Source organism: Streptomyces sp. (assembly GCF_035563135.1).
Lineage (GTDB): Bacteria > Actinomycetota > Actinomycetes > Streptomycetales > Streptomycetaceae > Streptomyces.
Genome location: NZ_DATMVN010000217.1, coordinates 1 through 19,960 on the forward strand (window position 1 = coordinate 1; position 19,960 = coordinate 19,960).

General features: G+C 73.0%; 13 protein-coding genes and 1 pseudogene. 8 read left to right on the plus strand and 6 right to left on the minus strand.

Annotated features, from left to right (window positions below; translation table 11 throughout):
• The 4 genes from VN520_RS09630 to VN520_RS09645 all read left to right on the plus strand — a co-directional run.
• Positions 1-2,885 (plus strand): amino acid adenylation domain-containing protein (locus tag VN520_RS09630; protein WP_325746447.1); only part of this gene is annotated, 2,885 nt, incomplete at its 5' end.
• Positions 2,882-10,528 carry a non-ribosomal peptide synthetase gene (locus VN520_RS09635; protein WP_325746448.1) on the plus strand — a complete coding sequence of 2,549 codons (7,647 nt, stop codon included), beginning with the start codon at positions 2,882-2,884 and terminating at the stop codon, positions 10,526-10,528. The genes VN520_RS09630 and VN520_RS09635, both read left to right, overlap by 4 nt.
• 254 nt (positions 10,529-10,782) lie before the next feature.
• A complete protein-coding gene (locus tag VN520_RS09640; protein WP_325746449.1) occupies positions 10,783-11,619 on the plus strand; it encodes an MEDS domain-containing protein in 837 nt (278 codons plus the stop codon).
• Positions 11,616-12,569: an anti-sigma factor RsbA family regulatory protein gene (locus VN520_RS09645; protein WP_325746450.1), complete on the plus strand. Its 954-nt coding sequence runs from the start codon at positions 11,616-11,618 to the stop codon at positions 12,567-12,569. The genes VN520_RS09640 and VN520_RS09645 overlap by 4 nt, the downstream gene beginning before the upstream one ends.
• 44 nt (positions 12,570-12,613) lie before the next feature.
• Here the strand turns inward: VN520_RS09645 and VN520_RS09650 are convergent, their stop codons facing one another.
• From VN520_RS09650 to VN520_RS09670, 5 genes are all read right to left on the minus strand, one after another.
• The gene (locus VN520_RS09650) at positions 12,614-13,009 is read right to left on the minus strand and encodes a response regulator transcription factor (protein ID WP_325746458.1); all 396 of its coding nucleotides are present in this window, start codon (positions 13,007-13,009) and stop codon (positions 12,614-12,616) included.
• Between the two features lie 2 nt (positions 13,010-13,011).
• Positions 13,012-14,115 carry a PAS domain S-box protein gene (locus tag VN520_RS09655; protein WP_325746451.1) on the minus strand — a complete coding sequence of 368 codons (1,104 nt, stop codon included), beginning with the start codon at positions 14,113-14,115 and terminating at the stop codon, positions 13,012-13,014.
• Positions 14,112-14,768, minus strand: coding sequence for a response regulator transcription factor (locus tag VN520_RS09660; protein WP_325746452.1), 657 nt, complete (start codon positions 14,766-14,768; stop codon positions 14,112-14,114). The genes VN520_RS09655 and VN520_RS09660 overlap by 4 nt, the downstream gene beginning before the upstream one ends.
• Positions 14,769-14,800: 32 nt before the next feature.
• Entirely contained in the window at positions 14,801-15,229 is a 429-nt protein-coding gene (locus tag VN520_RS09665; protein WP_325746453.1) for an STAS domain-containing protein, read from the minus strand.
• 369 nt (positions 15,230-15,598) lie between these two features.
• Positions 15,599-16,093, minus strand: a complete 495-nt coding sequence (locus tag VN520_RS09670; RefSeq protein WP_325746454.1) for a hemerythrin domain-containing protein — start codon at positions 16,091-16,093, stop codon at positions 15,599-15,601.
• A 195-nt stretch (positions 16,094-16,288) separates the two neighbouring features.
• On the opposite strand from VN520_RS09670, the gene VN520_RS09675 reads away from it, so the two are divergent.
• A complete protein-coding gene (locus VN520_RS09675) occupies positions 16,289-16,834 on the plus strand; it encodes a GNAT family N-acetyltransferase (protein WP_325746455.1) in 546 nt (181 codons plus the stop codon).
• Between the two features lie 89 nt (positions 16,835-16,923).
• Here VN520_RS09675 and aztA read toward each other — a convergent pair whose 3' ends face one another.
• Entirely contained in the window at positions 16,924-17,610 is a 687-nt protein-coding gene (gene aztA, locus VN520_RS09680; RefSeq protein WP_325746459.1) for a zinc ABC transporter ATP-binding protein AztA, read from the minus strand.
• An 80-nt stretch (positions 17,611-17,690) separates the two neighbouring features.
• On the opposite strand from aztA, the gene aztB reads away from it, so the two are divergent.
• From aztB to aztD, 3 genes and pseudogenes are all read left to right on the plus strand, one after another.
• The gene (gene aztB, locus VN520_RS09685; RefSeq protein WP_325746456.1) at positions 17,691-18,539 is read left to right on the plus strand and encodes a zinc ABC transporter permease AztB; all 849 of its coding nucleotides are present in this window, start codon (positions 17,691-17,693) and stop codon (positions 18,537-18,539) included.
• A 21-nt stretch (positions 18,540-18,560) separates the two neighbouring features.
• A pseudogene (locus VN520_RS09690) lies at positions 18,561-19,016 on the plus strand (hypothetical protein); the annotation flags it as partial.
• Positions 19,006-19,941 (plus strand): zinc metallochaperone AztD, encoded by a 936-nt coding sequence (gene aztD, locus VN520_RS09695; RefSeq protein ID WP_414719808.1) that lies wholly within the window; start codon positions 19,006-19,008, stop codon positions 19,939-19,941. The pseudogene VN520_RS09690 and the gene aztD, both read left to right, overlap by 11 nt.
• The last annotated feature ends 19 nt before the right edge of the window (positions 19,942-19,960 follow it).

Below are 19,960 nucleotides of genomic sequence, written 5' to 3' on the forward strand. Positions count from 1 at the left end.
TCTACACCTCCGGCTCCACCGGCCGCCCCAAGGGGGTCGTCGTCACCCACGCCTCCCTGACCAACCACATGGCGTGGATGGCGGGCCACCTCGGCCTCACCGGCGACGACCGGGTCCTCGCCCGCACCTCGCCGAGCTTCGACGCCTCGGTCTGGGAGACCTGGCTGCCCCTCCTGCACGGCGGCGCCACCTGCCCCGTGCCGCCGGCCGTCAACCACGACCCCGCCGGCCTGCTGGCCCGTATGCGCGAGGCGGGCACGACCCTCGCCCAGTTCGTGCCCTCGCACCTCGCGGTCGTCCTCACCGAGACGGCTCCCGGCGAGGCGCCCCCGGCGCTGCGTGCCGTCCTGTGCGGCGGCGAACCCCTGCCGCGGAACCTGGCGGAGCAGGTCCGGTCGGCCTGGTCGGCGGAGGTCCACAACCTCTACGGGCCCACCGAGACGACCATCGACGCCACCGCCCACCACTACCGGGGCGGGGGGACCGGCGCCGCAGCGGGGGAGGGGACGGTGCCGCTCGGGCGCCCCGTCGACAACACCCGCGCCTACGTCCTGGACGCCGCCCTGTGCCCGGTGCCACCGGGCGTGACCGGTGAGCTCTACGTGGCGGGCGAGGGCCTCGCCCGCGGCTACCTCGGACGCCCCGGCCTGACCGCCGCACGGTTCACCGCAGACCCGTACGGCCCCGCCGGCAGCCGTATGTACCGCACGGGCGACCTCGTCCGGCGCGACACCGAGGGCCTGCTCACCTACGTCTCCCGCGCCGACGACCAGGTCAAGCTGCACGGCTTCCGCATCGAACTCGGCGAGATCGAGGCCGCCCTCACCGCGCTCGACGGCGTCGCCGCCGCCTGCGCCCTCGTCCGCGAGGACCGCCCGGGGGAGCGGCGGCTGGTCGCCTACACCGTCACCGACGAGCGCGGCGGCGCGGCGCCCCCCACCGAGGGCGAGCTGCGTGCCCGGCTGATGGCGGCCCTGCCGCCGTACATGGTGCCCGCCGTCCTCGTGCCCCTCGACGCGCTGCCGCTGCTGCCCAACGGCAAGACCGACCGGCGCGCCCTGCCCGTCCCGCCGCGTCCCGCCGCCACCGCTCCGGGCGGGGAGCCGCGCACCGCACAGGAGCGCGTCCTGTGCGAGGTGTTCGCCTCCGTCCTGGGCGCCCCCGCCGTCCGTAGCGACGACGACTTCTTCGCGCTCGGCGGCGACAGCATCCTCTCCATCCAGCTCGTCAGCCGTGTCCGCGGGGCCGGCCTCGGCATCACCCCGCGCGATGTCTTCGTCCACCGCACCCCGGAGGCCATCGCGGCCGTCGCCACCGCGCTCGGCCAGGCCACCACCGCGCCGGCCGGGCAGGGCACCGGTGAGATGCCGCTGACGCCCATCGCCGCCTGGTTCCTGGAACGGCCCGGCACCACGGACGGCTACAACCAGTCGGGAGTGCTGCGCACACCCGTGGACGCCGACGAGGACACCCTCGTCGCCACCCTCCAACTCCTCATCGACCACCACGACATGCTCCGGCTGCGGACCGGCCGGGCGCCCGACGGCTCACCCGTCCTCGAAGCTCTGCCGTCCGGGGCCGTCCCGGCCCGGCAGCACTTCACCCGGGTCGACGTCGCCGGGCTCGACGCCGGCGCCGTCCGTGCCGCACTCACCGAGGCGGGCGAGGCGGCGCGCAGACGGCTGCGGCCCGCCCACGGCGAGGTGATCGAGGCGGTCTGGTGCGACGCCGGGCCCCGCCGGCGCGGGCAGCTGCTGCTCGTCGTGCACCACCTGGCCGTCGACGCGGTCTCCTGGCGCATCCTCGCCACCGACGTGGCCGCCGCCTGGCGGTCCGTGACCGCCGCCGGACGGCCGGCGGCACTGCCCCCGGCCACCACGCCCTACCGGCACTGGGCGCAACTCCTGGCCTCCCAGGCGCACGAGCCCGCGCGCCAAGCCGAACTGCCGTTGTGGCAGGACGTGTTACGGACGCCGGATCCGCAGCTGGGATACCGGCCGCTCGACCCCTTCCTGGACACCGCCGACCGGACGCGCACCCTGGTCACCCGCCTGCCCGCCACCTGGACGAAGCCCCTGCTCACCACCGTCCCGGCCGCCTTCCACGCAGGGGTGGACGACGTCCTGCTGACGGGCCTCGCCCTCGCCGTCCGCTCCTGGCGTGCGGAGCGAGCCGCCGCCCTCGGCGGGCCCCGGCCGAGCAGCACCGCCGTCCTCCTCGACCTGGAGGGCCATGGCCGTGAGCAGATCGCCGACCACCTCGACCTGTCCCGCACGGTCGGCTGGTTCACCAGCCTCTACCCGGTCCGGCTCGACCCCGGACCGGCCGGCACCCGCGACCCCGGACGCTTCGACGCGGAGCTGGTCGAGCAGGCCCTCAAGCGGGTCAAGGAGCAGTTGAGGACCATCCCCGACCACGGTGTCGGCTACGGAATGCTGCGCCACCTCGACCCGGCCACCCGCCCTCTGCTGGCCACGGCGCCCCACCCCCAGATCGGCTTCAACTACCTGGGCCGGTACGCCTCTTCGCCCGGGACGGCGGACGGGAGCGGCGACGGCGCCGACTGGGACGTGCTGCTCGACGGCGGCGGGCCGCGCAGCCAGGACCCCGACATGCCCGTCCACCACGTCCTCGACATCAACGCGCACGCCGAGGACCTGCCGGACGGCCCGCACCTGGTGATCCGCTGGACCTGGCCCAGCGACCTCCTCAAGGAGGAGGACATGGAGGCCCTGGCCGAGACCTTCTCCCGGGCCCTGCGCGCCGTCGCGGAGCACGCCGAACGATCCGACGCGGGCGGCTGGACGCCGTCCGACCTTCCCCTGGTCTCGCTCGACCAGGCCCAGCTCGACCGACTGCAGAACAAGTGGGGTGGACGCAAGTGACCGGGTTCAGACTGGAAGACGTACTGCCGCTGACGCCGTTGCAGGCGGGCATGCTCTTCCACGCGCTGTACGACTCCCGCGACGTGGACGTCTACACCGCACAGTTCGTCTTCGGCCTCGAAGGCCCCGTCAGCGTCCCCGCCCTGCACGACGCCGTCGGCGGCCTGCTGCGGCGCCACGCCAACCTGCGGGTCGGCTTCCTCCACGAGGACCTGGACGAGCCCGTGCAGGCCGTGGCCGCCGAGGTGCCCGTACCGCTGGAGGAGCTGGACCTGACGGGTGCGGACGGCGCGAGCGCGACGCAGGAACGCCTCGCCGCGTTCCTCGCCGCCGACCGCACCCGCCGCTTCGACCTCACCACCCCGCCGCTGATGCGGTTCACCCTCGTGCGTACGGGGCCGCAGGCCCACCGGCTCGTCATGACGAGCCATCACATCCTGCTCGACGGCTGGTCGATGCCCCTGCTCGTGCGGGAGCTGTTCGAGCTGTACGCGCGACGGGGCGACGACAGCGCCCTGCCGCGCGTCGTCCCCTACCGCACCTACCTCGCCTGGCTGGCCCAGCAGGACCGCGCCGCGGCCCTGGACGCCTGGCGCACCGCCCTGGCCGGCATCGAGGCGCCGACCCTGCTCGCCGGGCGCGCCGGGGCGGACGTGCCGGGCGCGGGCGACCTGCCCGAAACCCTCGTCCTCGACCTGGACACGGCCACGACCCGCCGGCTGCGTGAGACGGCCCGCACCCACCGGCTCACCCTCAACACCCTCGTCCAGGGCGCCTGGGGGCTGCTGCTCGCCCACCTCACCGGACGCCCCGACGTCGTGTTCGGCACCACCGTCTCCGGCCGCCCGCCGGAGATCCCGGGCATCGAGTCGATGGTCGGCCTCTTCATCAACACCGTGCCGGTACGGCTGCGCCCGGCACCCGGCGAAACCCTGGCCGCGCTCCTGACCAGGCTCCAGGAGGAGCAGGGCCGCCTCCTCGGCCACCAGTACGTGGGCCTGACCGAGATACGCGGCGTCACGGAGCTGGACGAACTGTTCGACACCCTGGCCGTGTTCGAGAACTACCCCATGGACGCCGAAGCCCTGCGCACCGCGCAGCAGGGGCTGCCCGGCCTCGCCGTGACCGGGTTCAGCGGCTCGGACGCGGCCCACTACCCGCTCACCCTCACCATCGCTCCGGGCGACGCCCTGAGGATCACCTTCGGCTACCGGGCCGCCGCCCTCGCACGTGACGAGGTGGCCCGCACGGTCGCCCGCATGCGCCGTCTGCTGACCGCGATGGCGCAAGGACTCGACCGCCGCGCCGACACCGTCCCCGTACTCCTCGACGGGGAGCGTGAGTCGCTGCTCTCCCAGGGGAACGGCGCCGCACTCCGGTGCGCCACCCTGGACGAGAGCATTCCCGCCGCCGTCGCCCGGCGTGCCGCCCTGCACCCGGACGCGGTCGCCGTGTCCGGCGCCGGCGAGCAGCTGACCTACCGGCAACTCGACCGCGTGGCAGCGGAATCGGCCGGGGTCCTGACAGGGCTCGGCGTCGGCCCGGAGGACGGGGTCGGCATCCTGATGGGCCGGTCCGCCGCCCTGGTCACCGCGTCCCTGGCGGCCCTGCGCGCCGGCGCCGCCTATGTGCCGCTCGACCCGCGCTGGCCCGCCGAACGGCTCACCCGCGTCGCCGAGGTCTCGGCCCTGCGCGCCCTGATCGTCGACGAAACCACCCGCACACACCCCTGGGTGCGGCAACTGGGGCCCGACGTACCCGTGGTGAGCGTCGACACCGCGGGCCGGGTCCGGCAGGGCGGCCCAGCAGCCCCGGGCGTCCTGCCCGCCGTCACCGGCGGAGCCCGGCTCGCCTACGTCATGTTCACCTCCGGCTCCACCGGCCTGCCCAAGGGGGTCGGGGTCACCCACGCCGACATCACCGCCCTCGCGTCCGACCGGACCTGGGGGGACGGCGCGGCCGACGCGGTCCTGATGCACTCGGCGTACGTCTTCGACGCCTCCACCTTCGAGATCTGGGCGCCCCTCCTCAACGGGGGCCGCGTCGTCGTGGCCCCCGAGGGCGCCCTCCAGCCGGCGGTGCTGCGCCGCCTCGTCACCCGGGACGGCGTGACGGCGGCGTTCTTGACGACGGCCCTGTTCAACGTCATCGCCGAGACCGACCCCGAGGCCCTCGGCCTGCTGCGCCTGGCCGCCTCCGGAGGCGAGGCAGCGGCACCCGGCGTTCTCCAGCGCCTCGCCGCGGCCCATCCCGGCACCGCCTTCCTGAACGTCTACGGGCCCACCGAGACGACCACCTTCGCCACCCTCCACCGCGTCCGCCCCGGCGACGCCCCCGGCGGTGTGCCCCCGATCGGCCGGCCGCTCGACGGAATGCGCGCCTACGTCCTCGACGCGGCGCTGCGTCCCGTGCCGCCCGGTGCCGAGGGCGAACTGTACGTCGCGGGCGCCGGTGTCGCGCGCGGCTACCTGGGGCGCGCCGGTCTCACCGCCACCCGGTTCGTCGCCGACCCGTTCACCGGCACCGGGGAGCGGATGTACCGCACCGGCGACCTCGTGCGCCGGGACGCCGACGGCACCCTGCACCACGTCGCCCGGGCCGACCAGCAGATCAAACTCCGCGGCCACCGCATCGAGCCCGCCGAGATCGAGGCGGCCCTCTGCGCCGACCCGTCCGTGCGGGCCGCCTGCGTCCTGGTCCGCGAGGACCTGCCCGGGGACCGCACGCTGACCGCCTACGTCGTCCCGGCCCCCGGACGCACCGCGGACCCGGACCGGCTCGCGGCCCTGGTCGGCCGGCAGCTGCCCGCCTACATGGTGCCGACCGCCATCCAGCCGCTCGACGCGCTGCCGCTGACTCCCAACGGCAAGCTCGACCGGGCGGCCCTGCCCGCGCCCGCCACCCTGCCCGGCGAAGGAGGCGGACCGCCGCGCAGTGCCCACGAGGAGATCCTCGCCGGGCTGTTCGCCGACGTGCTGGGTGTGGCCCGCGTCGGTATCGACGACAGCTTCTTCGCCCTGGGCGGCCACTCCCTGCTCGCCACCCGCCTGGTGGGCCGCGTCCGTACCGCCCTGGGTACGGAGACCGAGATCCGCACCCTCTTCGAGAACCCCACCGTCGCCACGCTCGCCAGGGCCCTGCAGGAGGCGGACCGTCCCGCCCGGCCCGCTCTCGTGCCGCAGGAGCGGCCCGCCGTGCTCCCGCTGTCCTACGCCCAGCAGCGCCTGTGGTTCCTCCACCGCCTGGAAGGCCCCTCCGCCACCTACAACATCCCCTTCGCCCTGCGCATCGACGGGCCGCTCGACACGGAAGCCCTGCGCCAGGCCCTGCGTGACGTCGTCACCCGGCATGCCGCGTTGCGGACCGTCTTCCCCGAGCACGACGGCCGGCCGCGTCAGCACATCACCGCCCCGGACGACGTCCGCCTCCCGTTCACCGTCGAAGCCGTCCAAGCCGCCGGAGCCGCCGCCGGGGAGGACCTCGCCGGCCGGATCGCAGCCGCCGCGGCCGCGCCGATCGACATCGAGCACCGCCTCCCGCTCCGGGCGACCCTGCTGCGCCTGGCCGGTGACGCGCACGTACTGGTCCTCGTGGTCCACCACATCGCCGCCGACGGATCGTCCCTGGCCCCCCTCACCCGCGACCTCGGCACCGCCTACCGCGCCCGCACGCGTGCCGAGGCACCGGTGTGGACGAAACTCCCCGTCGACTACGCCGACCACACCCTCTGGCAGCGCCGTCTGCTCGGTGACGAACACGACCCCGAAAGCCTCGTCTCACGACAGCTGGCCCACTGGAAGGGCGCCTTGGCCGGGCTGCCGGAAATGATCGAACTGCCCTGGGACCGGCCGCGCCCCGCCGTGCCCCGGCACACCGGTGCCACCCACGACTTCGCCCTCGGCCCCGCCACCGCCCGAGGGGTCGCGGACCTCGCCCGCACCACCGGATGCAGCGTCTTCATGGTCCTCCAGGCCGCCCTGTCGGCCGTCCTCTCCCGGCACGGCGCGGGCGACGACATCCCGCTGGGCACAGCCGTCGCCGGACGCACCGACGAGGCGGCCTCGGACCTCGTCGGCTTCTTCGTCAACACGCTCGTGCTGCGCACGGACCTGACAGGCGACCCCACGTTCCTCGAACTCCTCGACCGCGTCAAAGAGTTCGACCTCTCCGCGTACGCGCACCAGGACGTGCCCTTCGAGCGCCTGGTGGAACTGCTCAACCCCGCGCGCTCGCAGAACCACCACCCGCTCTTCCAGACCATGCTCATCCTCCAGAACCACGCCCCGGCCGAGCCCCTGGACCTGCCGGGCCTCACCACCGGCGGCGTGCCGGTCGATCCCGGGGTGAGCAAGTTCGACCTGTCGTTCACCTTCACCGAGACGTACGACGCCGGCGGCGGACCCAGCGGTATGCGGGCCACCGTCGACTACGCGACGGAACTCTTCGACGCGTCCACGGTCCGCGGCCTCGCCGAACGGCTCGTCCTGCTGCTCGGCTCCGTGGCGGCCGGGCCCGACCGCCCGCTGAGCACGTATGACGTGCTCACCGCCGGGGAACGCGCCTGCCTCACCGCCTGGGGGACCGGTCCCGTCGAGAACCTCCCGGAGTCGACCGTCCCCGCCCTCTTCGCGCAGTGGGTCCGGCTCACCCCGGACGCCCCCGCGGTCCGCGACGCCCGCACCACCCTCACCTACGGAGAGCTCGACGCCCGCGCCGAAGAGCTCGCCCGGCACCTCACGGCACGGGACATCGGCCCCGAGGACCGGGTGGCCGTCGCGCTGCCCCGCACCCACGACCTCGTCGTGGCCCTCCTCGGAGTCCTCAAGGCCGGGGCGGCGTACCTGCCGCTCGACCCGGACTATCCGGCCCAGCGTCTGTCCTACATGCTCGACGACGCCCGGCCGCGCCTGCTCCTCACCACACCCGCCGTCCACCGCGCACTTCCCGAGTCCCCGGTGCCCCACCTGTACGCCGGCGACCTCAAGGAGAGCGCCGCGACAGCCGCGCACGACGCCGCCCGCACGGGCCGCGCCCCGGCCCCGCTGCCGGCGCATCCCGCGTACGTCATCTACACCTCCGGTTCCACGGGCCGCCCCAAGGGCGTCGTGGTCACCCACCGGGGCGCCGGCGCCATGGCCAGGACCCAGAGCGAGCGGCTGCGCGTCGCCCCCGGCAGCCGGGTGCTGCACATGGCGTCCGTCAGCTTCGACGCCGCGTTCTGGGAGCTGTGCATGGGGCTGCTCTCCGGAGCCTGCCTGGAGATCGACACACGTGAAGCCCTGCTGCCCGGCCCCGCCCTCGCCACCCTGGTCCAGGAGCGCGGCGTCACCCACCTCACCCTGCCGCCCGCCGCCCTCGCGGTGATGCCGCCCGGCTCACTGCCCGCAGGGGTCACGATGGTCCTCGCCGGCGAGGCGTGCCCGCCCGGCCTCGTGCACACCTGGGCGCGCGACCGGTTCCTCGTCAACGCCTACGGCCCGACCGAGACCACCGTCTGCGCGACCATGAGCACCTTCCAGCACGCGGACGGGCCGCTCGCCCCCGGCCGCACCGTGCCCATCGGCGTCCCCGTCAACGGCACCCGCGTGCACGTCCTGGACGGCCGACTGGCTCCCGTGCCGCCCGGCGTCGTCGGCGAACTGTACGTCTCCGGCGAGGGAGTGGCCCGGGGCTACCACGGCCGGGCCGCCCTGACCGCGTCCCGTTTCGTGGCCGATCCGTTCGACCGGGCGGGGGGCCGGATGTACCGCACCGGTGACCTGGTGCGCTGGACGGCCGGCGGGGAACTCGTCTACGTCTCCCGGGTCGACGACCAGGTCAAACTCCGCGGCTTCCGCATCGAACCCGGTGAGATCGAGGCAGCGCTCACCACCCTGCCCGGTGTCGCCGCGGCCTGCGCCGTCGTCCGCGAGGACCGGCCAGGCGACCGGCGTCTGGTCGCGTACACCGTGCCCGTGGACGGCGCGGCGGGACCGGACGACGCCGAGGTGCGCGCGCACCTCGCCGCGACCCTGCCCGACCACATGATCCCCGCCGCGTACGTACGGCTCGACGCCCTGCCCGTCACCCCCAACGGCAAGACCGACCGGCGCGCCCTTCCCGCGCCCGCCCAGGCGGCGCCGGCCGGAGGCCGCGCCCCGGGCACCGCTCTCGAACGCGCCCTGTGCGAGGCCTTCGCGCAGACGCTCGGCGTACCCGAGGTCGGCGTCACGGACGACTTCTTCGTCCTGGGCGGCCACTCGCTGCTCGCCGTGACCCTCGCCCAGCGCATCGAGGAACGCTGCGGCCGGCGCCCCTCCCTGCGCGCCCTGTTCGCGGCGCCCACCGCCGAGGGCGTCGCCCGTCTCCTGGAGAGCGAGGCGGGGGAGGAGAACCAGGAGGACACCGGCGCACCGGACCTCGCCGCCGAGGTCCGCCTGGCGGCGGACATCACGGGTGCGGGCCGGGCCGGAGCGGCCCAGGTACCCGCCCCCGCCTCCGCCCGCAGGCCGTCGCGCCCTTCCGCCCGGCCCCTTCTCACCGGCGCCTCCGGCTTCCTCGGCGCCTTCCTCCTGCGCGACCTCATCGAGACCACCGGCGGGCCGGTCGACTGCCTCGTACGGGCCGGGGACGAGCAGCGCGGCGCGCACCGGCTGCGCGCCAACCTGGAGCACTACAGGCTGTGGCACCCCCGGTACGCGGACCTGATCCGCCCCGTCCCCGGGGACCTCGCCGCCCCCGGCCTCGGCCTGTCACCCGAGGACCGGGCCGCCCTGGTCCGTCGCCTCGGCCCCGTCGTCCACAACGGCGCACGCGTCAACTTCGCCGCAGGCTACGGCGATCTGCGCGCTCCCAACGTGGCCGGCACCGAGGAGCTCCTGCGTCTGCTCGCCGACTCCGCCTCACCCGGGATGCACTACGTCTCGACCACGAGCGTCTACGCCCCGGTGCCGGGCTCCGATCCCCTCACCGTCACGGAGTCGACCCCGACGGGCCCCGCGTCCGGACTGCCCGACGGATACGCGCAGAGCAAGTGGGTCGCCGAGCAGCTCGTCGGCCTGGCCCGTGAGCGCGGCCTGCCGGTCTCCGTCCACCGGCCCGGCCGTATCAGCGGTGACACCACCACCGGCGCCTGCCAGGAGCGCGACCTGCTGTGGCAGCTGATCAAGGGGTGCCTCCAGGCCGGCGCGGTACCGGACCTGCCGCACGGATCGACCGACTGGGTGCCCGTGGACCACGTCAGCGCGGCGGTGGTGGCGCTCGTCCTGTCCGGCCCGGCCGGCGGCGAGACCTACCACCACACCAACCCGGACGCACCCGGGCTGGACCGCGTCTTCGAGGCGGCTGCCCGCCTGGGCCACGAGCTGCGCGCCGTCCCCGCGGCACACTGGCAGGCACGCGTCGCGGCGCAGCCCGACAACGCGGCGCAGCTGTTCCTCGGGGACGAGGGGCAGCCCCGGCACGAGGCGACGGATCACCGGAGCTTCGACTCCAGCCGGACGGCCAAGGAGGCAGCGGCCCTGGGCGTCCACCTGCCGCCCCTGACCGACGACACCCTGACCCGCTACCTGACCTATTTCCAGGAGACGGGCTTCCTGCCCGCCCCGAAGGGCACCACGGGGGGTGATCTGCCGCCGGGCCCCGCTGTCAGCGCCCCGGCGTAGGGTGAAACCGTTCCTCGGGGAGCTCGTGCGCTGAGCCGCCCCGGTGACCGGGATCACCGCCCCTGCGGCCATGCCGCTGATGCGGCCCGGCCCGCCGTCCGCCCGTGCGCCGACCTGCCCTCGGGCGGGGCGGGTGCACCGTCGGCGCCGGGCGCGGTGCATTCGTGTGTTTCCATGTTCGGGAAAGCTGCATCGGGTGGGAAAAGGGGCGCGGTATGCCGAGGGCGGGAAGAACGGCGGCGCCCCCTGGGCGGGTGCCGTCCGAGGGACGCCACTCCAGCGTGGTCTTCTCCGACGACCGGCAGTGGGCCGAACACCTTGCCGTCTTCGTCCGCGCCGGACTGGGAAAGGGCGAGCGGATCCTGTACTTCGCGGACACCACCGCCCCCGGACGGGTGCTGCGGGCGCTCACGGATGCGGGCATCGACGCGGAGGGCGCCGTGGCGCGCGGGCAGCTGTCCGTGTCGGCCGCCGCGCAGACGTATCTCGCCGGTTCCGGCTTCGATCCCGACGAGATGATCGGACTGTGGTTCGACGCGACCCGGGAGGCCTCGGCCTCGGGGTACCGAGGGCTGCGGGCGGTCGGCGAGATGTCCTGGGGCGCGAGGGGCATCACCGGTGCCGACCGGCTGCTCGAGTACGAACTGCGCATACACGAGGAGGTCTTCGCGCACCTGCCGCTCACGGCGTGGTGCTTCTACGACCGCCGCCTGATGTGCGACGAGTACGTGAGCGTCCTGGCGGACGCCCACCTGACGCACAGGGGGGAACCGCACCCCGGGCCTGCTCTGCGGGTGTCTCCGCTGGTGGACCGGCCGGGGCTGCTGATGTCCGGGTCCGCCGGATACGACACACGGGACGCGGTCGCCGCCGCGGCTGCCGCTCTCTCCGGCGCGGCAGCTCCGCAGATGGAGCTGGACCTCGCGGCCCTGCGCCACATCGACGCGGCTTCACTGGCCCTGCTGGCCGACGCCGCGGCCGGGCGGCGGGACGGCCCGCCGCTGAAGGTCCGACAGGCCCCTTCGCCCGTGCGGCGACTACTGCAACTGTTCCCGGAGCTGGACTCCGTGGTGGAGGTCGTGGACCGATGACAACGTACGGGCCCATCCCGGCCGGTCCCGGCCGGCAAGCCGCCTTCTACCATCCGGCACTGTTCTACGGCACCGAGGAGGAGTACCTCGACGGAGTCGGGTCGTTCGTCCGGGACGCCGTCTCCCAGGAGCATTCCGTGCTGGTGGCCGTGCCCGGCCCGAGCCTTCCGCTCCTGCGGGAAGCCGTCGAGGGCAGTGAGCACGTCCGGTGGGTGGACATGCACCAGGCGGGACGGAATCCGGGACGCATCCTGTCGATGCTCCAGGAGTTCGCCGACCAGGCAGGGGAGCACACCCAGGTGTCGATCGTGGGGGAGCCGATCTGGGTCGGCCGTACGCCGGCGGAGGCGTGGGAGGCGACCCGCCACGAAGCGCTGATCAACCTCGCTTTCGACGGGCGCCCGGTCAGCATCCTGTGTCCCTACGACACGGCATTGCCCGAGGAGGTGCTGGCACAGGCCTACCGCACCCACCCGGTGGTGGGTGATCCGGGGGCCTACCGTGCCAGCTCCCGCTACACCGATCCCCATGAGGTCTGCCGCGACTGCGACATGCCGCTGCCCGAGCCGCAGGACGCGGTGGTCGTCCCGTTCGGCGAGCGGGGACTGGCGCTCGCGCGCGACCGGGCCGACCGCTGGGCGGCCGCCGCCGGTCTGTCCCCGGCCTCCCGCACGGACTGGCTCCTCGCCATCGGTGAGGCGACCAGCAATTCGGTGCGCCACGGAGGCGGCCGCGGGACCCTGCGCATGTGGCGTGCCGACGGGGAGCTCGTCGCGGAGATCCGCGACGAGGGCCTGCTGGCCGATCCCCTCACGGGCCGCCGCCGGCCCGACCCCCGGGCGACGACCGGCGGCCGAGGAGTGTGGATCATGCATCAGGTGTGCGACCTGGTCGAGATCCGGGCGGCGGCACAGGGACTGGTGCTGCGTCTCCACATGCGACTGGAGTGAGCCGGGGCAGCTGTCCGGGCGGGGCGCCCCTGACCCGGCTGCCTTCACCGGGCCCCGGCCACCCGGCGCAGGGCGGTGAGGAGTTCCCGGTTGCTCGCGCCTTTGAGCACGTACTCGAGAACGCCGGCGCTCGTCATCTGTTCGACGGAGCCCTTGTCGTCGTACGCGGAGAACGCCACGATCCGGCTGGCCGGTGAACACCGTCCGATGTCCCTGGCGAGGGTGGGGCCGCCGCCGGGGAAACGGATGTCCAGGACCACGAGGTCCGGTCGGTGCTGCTCTGCGAGCCGGAGTGCCTGCTCGCCGCTGCGCGCGGTGCCCACGACCTCCAGATCGGGCTGTGCCTGGACGACCTCGCTCAGGGTCTCCAGGAGCAACACGTTGTCATCGCACAGGATCACGCTGAACGGTGAGCCGGGCGGGCCGCCCGGTGGGGTCATGTTCACGGCGCCTCCACCACCGACGCCGCGACCGGAAGCGGGTTCGGCACCCAGAACTCGACCGTCGTCCCTGTTCCGGGGCGGCTGTGCATGGACCACCATCCTCCTGCCGTCTCAGCTCTCTCCCGCATCTCGATGACTCCGAAATGTTCGCGGGTGCCGTCCTCCGTCCGGGGCTCGCCGGTCCCGTCGTCCGCGACACGGGTCAGCAGGCCCCCGTCAGCCGACGTGACGCGTACGTCGACCCTGCTCGCGCGCGCATGCTTGTTCACGTTCAGCAACGCTTCCTGGACGATGCGGAAGATGGTGATGGCCGTCTCGGGCGTGGGCTCACGGTCCATCCGGTGTTCGAACGAGTACGCCATCCCCCAGGAGGAACGGACGACGTCGTCCAGGTGGCTCGAAAGCCCTTCGACCAGGCCATGCCGGTCGATCCCGGGCGGATGCAGCCGGAAGGTCAGACTCCGGAGCCGTGCGATCGCCTCGCGCACCGTCGTGTCCAGGCGCCGCAGTTCCGCGGAGTGCGCCTCCGGCACCCGCTCCGCCATCAGCTCCAGCCGCATCCCGACCGCCACCATGGCCTGGATGGAGTCGTCGTGGACATCCCACGCGATACGGCGTCGTTCCGTCTCCTGCGCCTGGACCAGGTGATCGAACAACCGCCGCCGCTCGCTGAGGGCCTGCTGCGCCGCCCGCCGTTCGGACATGTCGCGGGTGACCTTGCCGAAGCCCTGCAGCACGCCTTTTTCGTCCCACAGCGCGGTGATGACCACGTTCGCCCAGAACCGGGAGCCGTCCTGGCGGACCCGCCAGCCCTCGTCCTCCAGTCTGCCTTCGGCCACGGCGGTCTCCAGCTCCCACTGCGGTTTGCCCGACGACTGGTCCTCGGGCGGGTAGAAGACCGAGAAGTGCTGTCCGAGGATGTCCGTGGCTCTGTAACCCTTGATCCGCTCCGCCCCCGCGTTCCAGCTGATGATGTAGCCCTGTGGGTCGAGCATGAAGATGCCGTAGTCCAGCACCCCCTGGACCAGCAGCGTGAAGGCCGTCTCCGACAGCGGAGCCGCCTGCTTCCGCGCCGGCTTGTGCGGTTGGGGCTCCGGTGTCACGTGAGGAGCCCTTCACGCCGTGCGATCGTCACGGCCTCCAGCTGCGAACGCGCTCCCAGTTTCTCCAGCACCCGCTGGACGTGGTTGCGCCCCGTGTTGAGAGCCACCCCCAGCTGGTCGCTGATCTCCGCGGTGGTGTGCCCCTCCCCCAGCAGATGAAGAGCTTCCCGCTCCCGTGGTGTCAGGTTCGCTCCGGGACCGGGCGCCCTGCCGGTCAGCCGGCCCAGCACGTCGCCCAGCAGGTCCTGGCTGAAGACCATCTCACCCGCCGCCACCCTGCGTACGGCGTCCTCCAGTTCGCTCAGACCGCGGGCCTTCAGGATCAGGCCGGACCCGCCGGTCTCCGCGACGCGCGCGGCGACCGACCCGCTGCCCTCGCCCGCCAGGATGAGCACGCGCGCTCCCGGCACGAGTGCCAGCAGCTCGGCGATGGCGGAGACCCCGTCACCGTCGGGCAGCCGCCGGTCCATCAGGACGACATCCGGCTCACACCGCTTCGCGTCGGCCAACGCCGACGCCACCGATCCCGCGCGCCCCACGACCTGAAGATCGGATGAGCGCTCCAGGGCGAGGCGGATCGCCTCGGCCACCATGTCGTGATCCTCGACCAGCAGGATCCTGACCGGTCGGCTGTGCGGGGAAGGAGAAGGCATCGGTGCATCCTTGCAGGTGGCGGACCTTACGATCATGCCAGAAGGTCCCGGAGGGGCTGCCCCGCCGCGGTCACTGCTTCCGCGTCGCAGCGGGCTGTGACCGAGCCCGGAAAGCGCCGAGCCTGCTCCGCGTCCGCGGGTGTGCCCTTTCCGGTGAGGATGCCGTCGGCCCCGATCAGGGAGAGCAGCCGCGCCAGCTGCGGTCCGACCCCTTCCACGACCAGGGCGGCGCCTGCCCGGAGAGCGGCCGACCGTGCCCTGAGCAAGGCGCTCAGGCCGGCGCAGTCGCAGAAGGTGACGCCGGTCAGATCGAGACAGAGGCTCGTCGGCTGCTCGGCCAGACACGCCAGCACCGCCTCCCGGACGTGGGGGGCGGTGTCCAGGTCGAGTTCGCCGGCGAGAGTCACACGCCCGGCGCCCGAATGAACCACGACATGCGACGTGAACGGGTAAACGGTCACGATGTCTCGCCCTCTTCGTCCTCACGTGCGGCGCGTTCCCGCGCAGCGCGGTCCTGCGGCCCCCGTGGAGGAGCCCCTGTTGTCACCTGTCACAGCACGAGCTCGTAGTGCATGGCCACCAGTGTCGCTCTAGTGAATCTGCACTAGGCGCTGAAGTCAACCCACGCCGACGGAGGGGGTGGCGCGGGGGATGCGAACAGGGAGCAGGGCCGCTCCGGGGCCGCGGCCGGGCCGGTGCTCCGTCCCTCTTCGGTCAGGGCGCATCCGGGCGGACGCCGCCTTCCGGCGCGGTCCGCGCCGGAAGGCGGACAGCGGCCGGCGGCACCCGCCCGGACTGTGCGGACGGGCGGGTGCCGCCGGCCGTGAGGTTCACTGCGCCTCTACGACCGCGCGGACGTTGTCGATGCTCCCGCAGTCGGCCTTCAGGTGCTTCTCCCTGTCCCGGAGGAAGACCGCACCGAGTTCGGCGCGCCGTTCGTCCGGAACGTTCTCCCGGGCCCCGTTGAGGATCGTGCGCTCCTCCTCGTCGAGGTGGTGCGTGATGGCCGTCACGAGCTCCTCCAGTTTCTCGTCCCACTCGTCGGAGCCGACCTCTTCCACCTCCATGAGGGCCAGGAGTGCCTCGTTGCCCTCGTGGTGCTCCTCCTCACCGTGCTCGACTTCCTCGTTGTCCACGTTCCGGAACCGCTTGAGCGCGGGGTACACCTCGGCCTCCTCCGCCTCTCCGTGAGCGATCAGGAGTGCGGCGAAGTCCCGCAGGGCCGCCTCCCGGTCCTCCTCGACGCTCCGCATCCGCCGGAACAGCTCCTCCATGGTGCGATGGTCCTCAAGGATCACGGCCACCACGTCACGTGCTTCGGACACCACAAGCTCCTTCTCTCGGCCAGTGTTCCGCTGGTACCCCCGGGAGGTGCGGACAAGCGGGGCTGTGCGCCCGGCACCCGGGTGGACCGCAGTGCTGTCCCCCGGAGCGGTGACATGTCGGCGGTGACACGCCCAGGTTTTTGAAAGTCGTTTTCATCTGGCTAATCTGAGGGCCTCCGGTGGAAGGACCTCCCGATGAGTCACACCCTGCCCGTCGGCTACGCCGTGCGTCCCGCGGCACCGGCGGACGTGGACGGCGCCCGCAACGTCATGCTCGACACGTTCTACAAGGAGTTCGGATACGGGTACGTGCCCGGGTGGCACCGCGATGTGGTGGACATCCAGGGGACGTACCTCGACGATCCGCGGCACCTCCTGCTCGTGGCCGTCCATGACGGTGAGGTGGTCGCCACCACGGGGGTGCGGTCCCAGGGTCCCGCGCACCCGCCCCATCCCCGCCGGCTGGCCGAGCGCTATCCGTCCGGCACCACGGCCCAGCTGGTCCGTGTCTACGTGCGGCCGGAGCACCGGCGCCGGGGCCTCGCCCGCACGCTGGTCGACACCGCACGCGAGTTCATCGCCGGCACGCCCGGCTACGAGTGCATCTACCTCCACACCAACGTGGACGTCGAGGGGGCGGAGTCCTTCTGGCGGAGCATGGCCAAGGAGGTGTTCGACGCCCGTGCGACGGGGGAGCACGGGCCGGGTGTGGCCACCGTGCACTTCGAGATCCCCTTCTGACCGGAGGGCCTCGCGCGTCCGTCGTCACAGGCGGCCCCGCCGTCGGCCCCTCCGTCCCTCGCCGGGCGTCCCCGGTGCCGGACGGGCCCTCAGCCCGGCTGCCAGACACGGGCGAGCGTCGACGGGGTGAGGAGCTGCCCGGGGTGCCCCTGGCCCACCAGACGTCCCTCGCGCAGCAGCAGACAGGCGTCGGCCGAACGGGCCGCGTCCAGATCGTGTGTGGCGTGGACGACCGTCACGCCGTCGGCGACCAGCTCCGTCAGCAGGGTCGCCATGCGTTCCCTGGCCTCGGGGTCGAGCCCCGTGGTCGGCTCGTCCAGCAGGAGCAGGTCCGACTCCTGGGCGAGCCCCTGCGCGATCAGGGTGCGCTGCCGCTGTCCACCGGACAGCTCTCCGAGCTGACGTGACGCCAGGCCGGCGATGCCCACGCGTTCCAGGGCCGAGTCCACCGCGGCCCGGTCCTGACGCCTGAGGCGGCGCCACGGACCTCGCTCGCCCCACCGTCCCATTTCCACGGTCTGCCGGACCGTCAGCGGCAAAGCGTCGCCGACCGCCCCGCGCTGGGGGACGAACGCCGGCGGCCGGCCGCCGGCGTGCTCCAGCACGCCTGTGATGGGCCGGATCACTCCGGCCAGCACGCCGAGCAGCGTGGACTTCCCGCTTCCGTTCGGACCGACGAGCGCGGTGGTGGTCAACGCGCCTATCCCGGCACTGAGTCGGTGGAGCACCGGGTGGCCCGCGTAACCCGCGGACAGCTCCTCGATCCGAACGCGAATCGTCGTACCCGTGGCGCTGTGAGGCGGGACGCGATGTTTTTGAACATGATTTTCATTGTAGTATGCTCGGCATGGAGTGATTGACAGGCCCCTTTGAGGTGACCTTCGTGCAGCGCGCCCTGTGGGGCGGAGTCCTGGTGTCGGCGATCTGCGCCCTGGCAGGGACCTGGGTGGTGCTGCGCGGTATGGCCTTCCTCGGCGACGCCATGTCGCACGGGCTGCTGCCCGGTGTCGCGCTCGCCGCGCTGCTGGGAGGAAATCTTCTGGTGGGGGCGCTGGCGAGCGCGGCCGTCATGACGGCCGGTGTCACGGCCCTCGGCCGCAGACCGCGGCTCTCCGAGGACACCGGCATCGGTCTGCTCTTCGTGGGGATGCTGTCGCTCGGCGTCATCCTCGTGTCGCGCTCGCAGTCCTTCGCGGTGGACCTGACGGGTTTCCTCTTCGGCGATGTCCTCGCCGTCCGCGCACAGGACCTGGCACTGCTCGGCGGGGCCCTGCTTCTGGCGCTGACCGTCTCGGTCTTCGGCCACCGCGCCTTTCTCGCCCTGGCGTTCGACCCGCGCAAGGCGGAGACACTCGGCCTGCGTCCACGCCTGGCCCACGCGGTGCTGCTGGGACTGCTGGCGCTGGCCATCGTCGCCTCCTTCCACATCGTGGGAACGCTGCTCGTGCTGGGCCTGCTCATCGCTCCGCCGGCAGCGGCGCTGCCATGGGCGCGCAGTGTCCGGGGCGTGATGGTGCTCGCGGCGCTCCTCGGTGTGACCGCCACGTTCGGCGGCCTGCTGCTGTCCTGGCACCTGAGCACCGCGGCCGGAGCGACCGTCTCGGCCCTGGCGGTGGGTCTGTTCTTCCTCTCCCACCTGGCATCAGGCATCCGCCACCGCCGCCGCGCGCACCCGGTCGGCATCCGCCTGTCGACAACCGACTGAGAGAAACCTGAGGCGATTTCCTTGTCCGTCCCGCCCGTCCCTTTCCTCCGAAGAAACGTCACTTCCTGGGTACCGCCCGCCTTCGTGGCCGTCGCTCTGCTCACCACGAGCTGTGCGGGGCAGGACGGTGACGCGTCCGCCCCGAAGACGGGCCCCTCGGCCCCCGCCGCTCCGCACGGTTACGTCGAAGGGGCGCAGGAAGCGGCCGAACAGCAGTCCCGGCTCCTGCTCAACGACCCCGGCACGGGCGCCACCCGGGTACTCGACCTGATCACCGGCAAGGTGAACCAGGTGCCCGGCACCACCGGTACCTCAGGACTCACCACGGACGGCCGGTTCGGCTACCTCCACACCGCGAGCGGCACCCGGGTCCTCGACGCCGGTACGTGGACGGTGGACCACGGCGACCATGTGCACTACTACCGCGCCGCGATACGCGACGTGGGCCGCATACCCGCAGGCACCGGTGCGGACGTCCATCGTCTCCACCGACGCCGGCTTCCGGGTGCTCGACGCCGCCGCACAGAACCTCACCGACATCACCTACGACGGCGCCAAGCCAGGGCACGTCGTGCGGCACGCCGGCAAGACGGTCCTGTTCACCGACGGCACCGGTGAGGTCAATGTCTTCGACCCCGCCGGCCTCGCCGGAGGCAAGAAGCCCGAAGGCCGCACCTACGCCTCCGCCGAAGCGCACCACGGTGTCGCCATCGAGCTGAGCAACGGCGAACTCCTCAGCACCCTCGGAACCGAGGAGAAGCGCACCGGCGCACTGGTGCTGGACAAGAACAACAAGGAGATCGAACGCAACGAACAGTGCCCCGGTGTCCACGGAGAGGCCGCCGCCCAGGGCGAAGCCGTCGCCGTCGGCTGCGAGGACGGCGTCCTGATCTACAAGGACGGGAAGTTCACCAAGGTCGACGCTCCCGACGCCTACGGCCGCATCGGCAACCAGGCGGGCAGCGACGCGTCGCCGGTCCTGCTGGGGGACTACAAGACCGACCCGGACGCCGAACTGGAGCGGCCGACCCGCGTCTCCCTCATCGACACCGGCACCGCGAAGCTGCGCCTGGTCGACCTGGGCACCAGCTACTCGTTCCGCTCGCTCGGGCGCGGACCGCACGGCGAGGCGCTCGTCCTGGGCACCGACGGTGCTCTGCACATCATCGACCCGGCTACCGGAAAGGTCGAGAAGAAGATACCCGTCGTGGACAAGTGGCAGGAGCCGCTGGACTGGCAGCAGCCCAGGCCCACCCTCTTCGTCCGCGACCACACCGCGTACGTCTCCGAACCGGGCAAGCGCCAGGTGCACGCCGTCGACATCGAGTCCGGTGAGAAGATCACGTCGGTGACACTGCCGAAGGGCACGAACGAACTCTCCGGCGTCACCGCCGGCCACTGAGATCCGGTTCGGCAAAGCC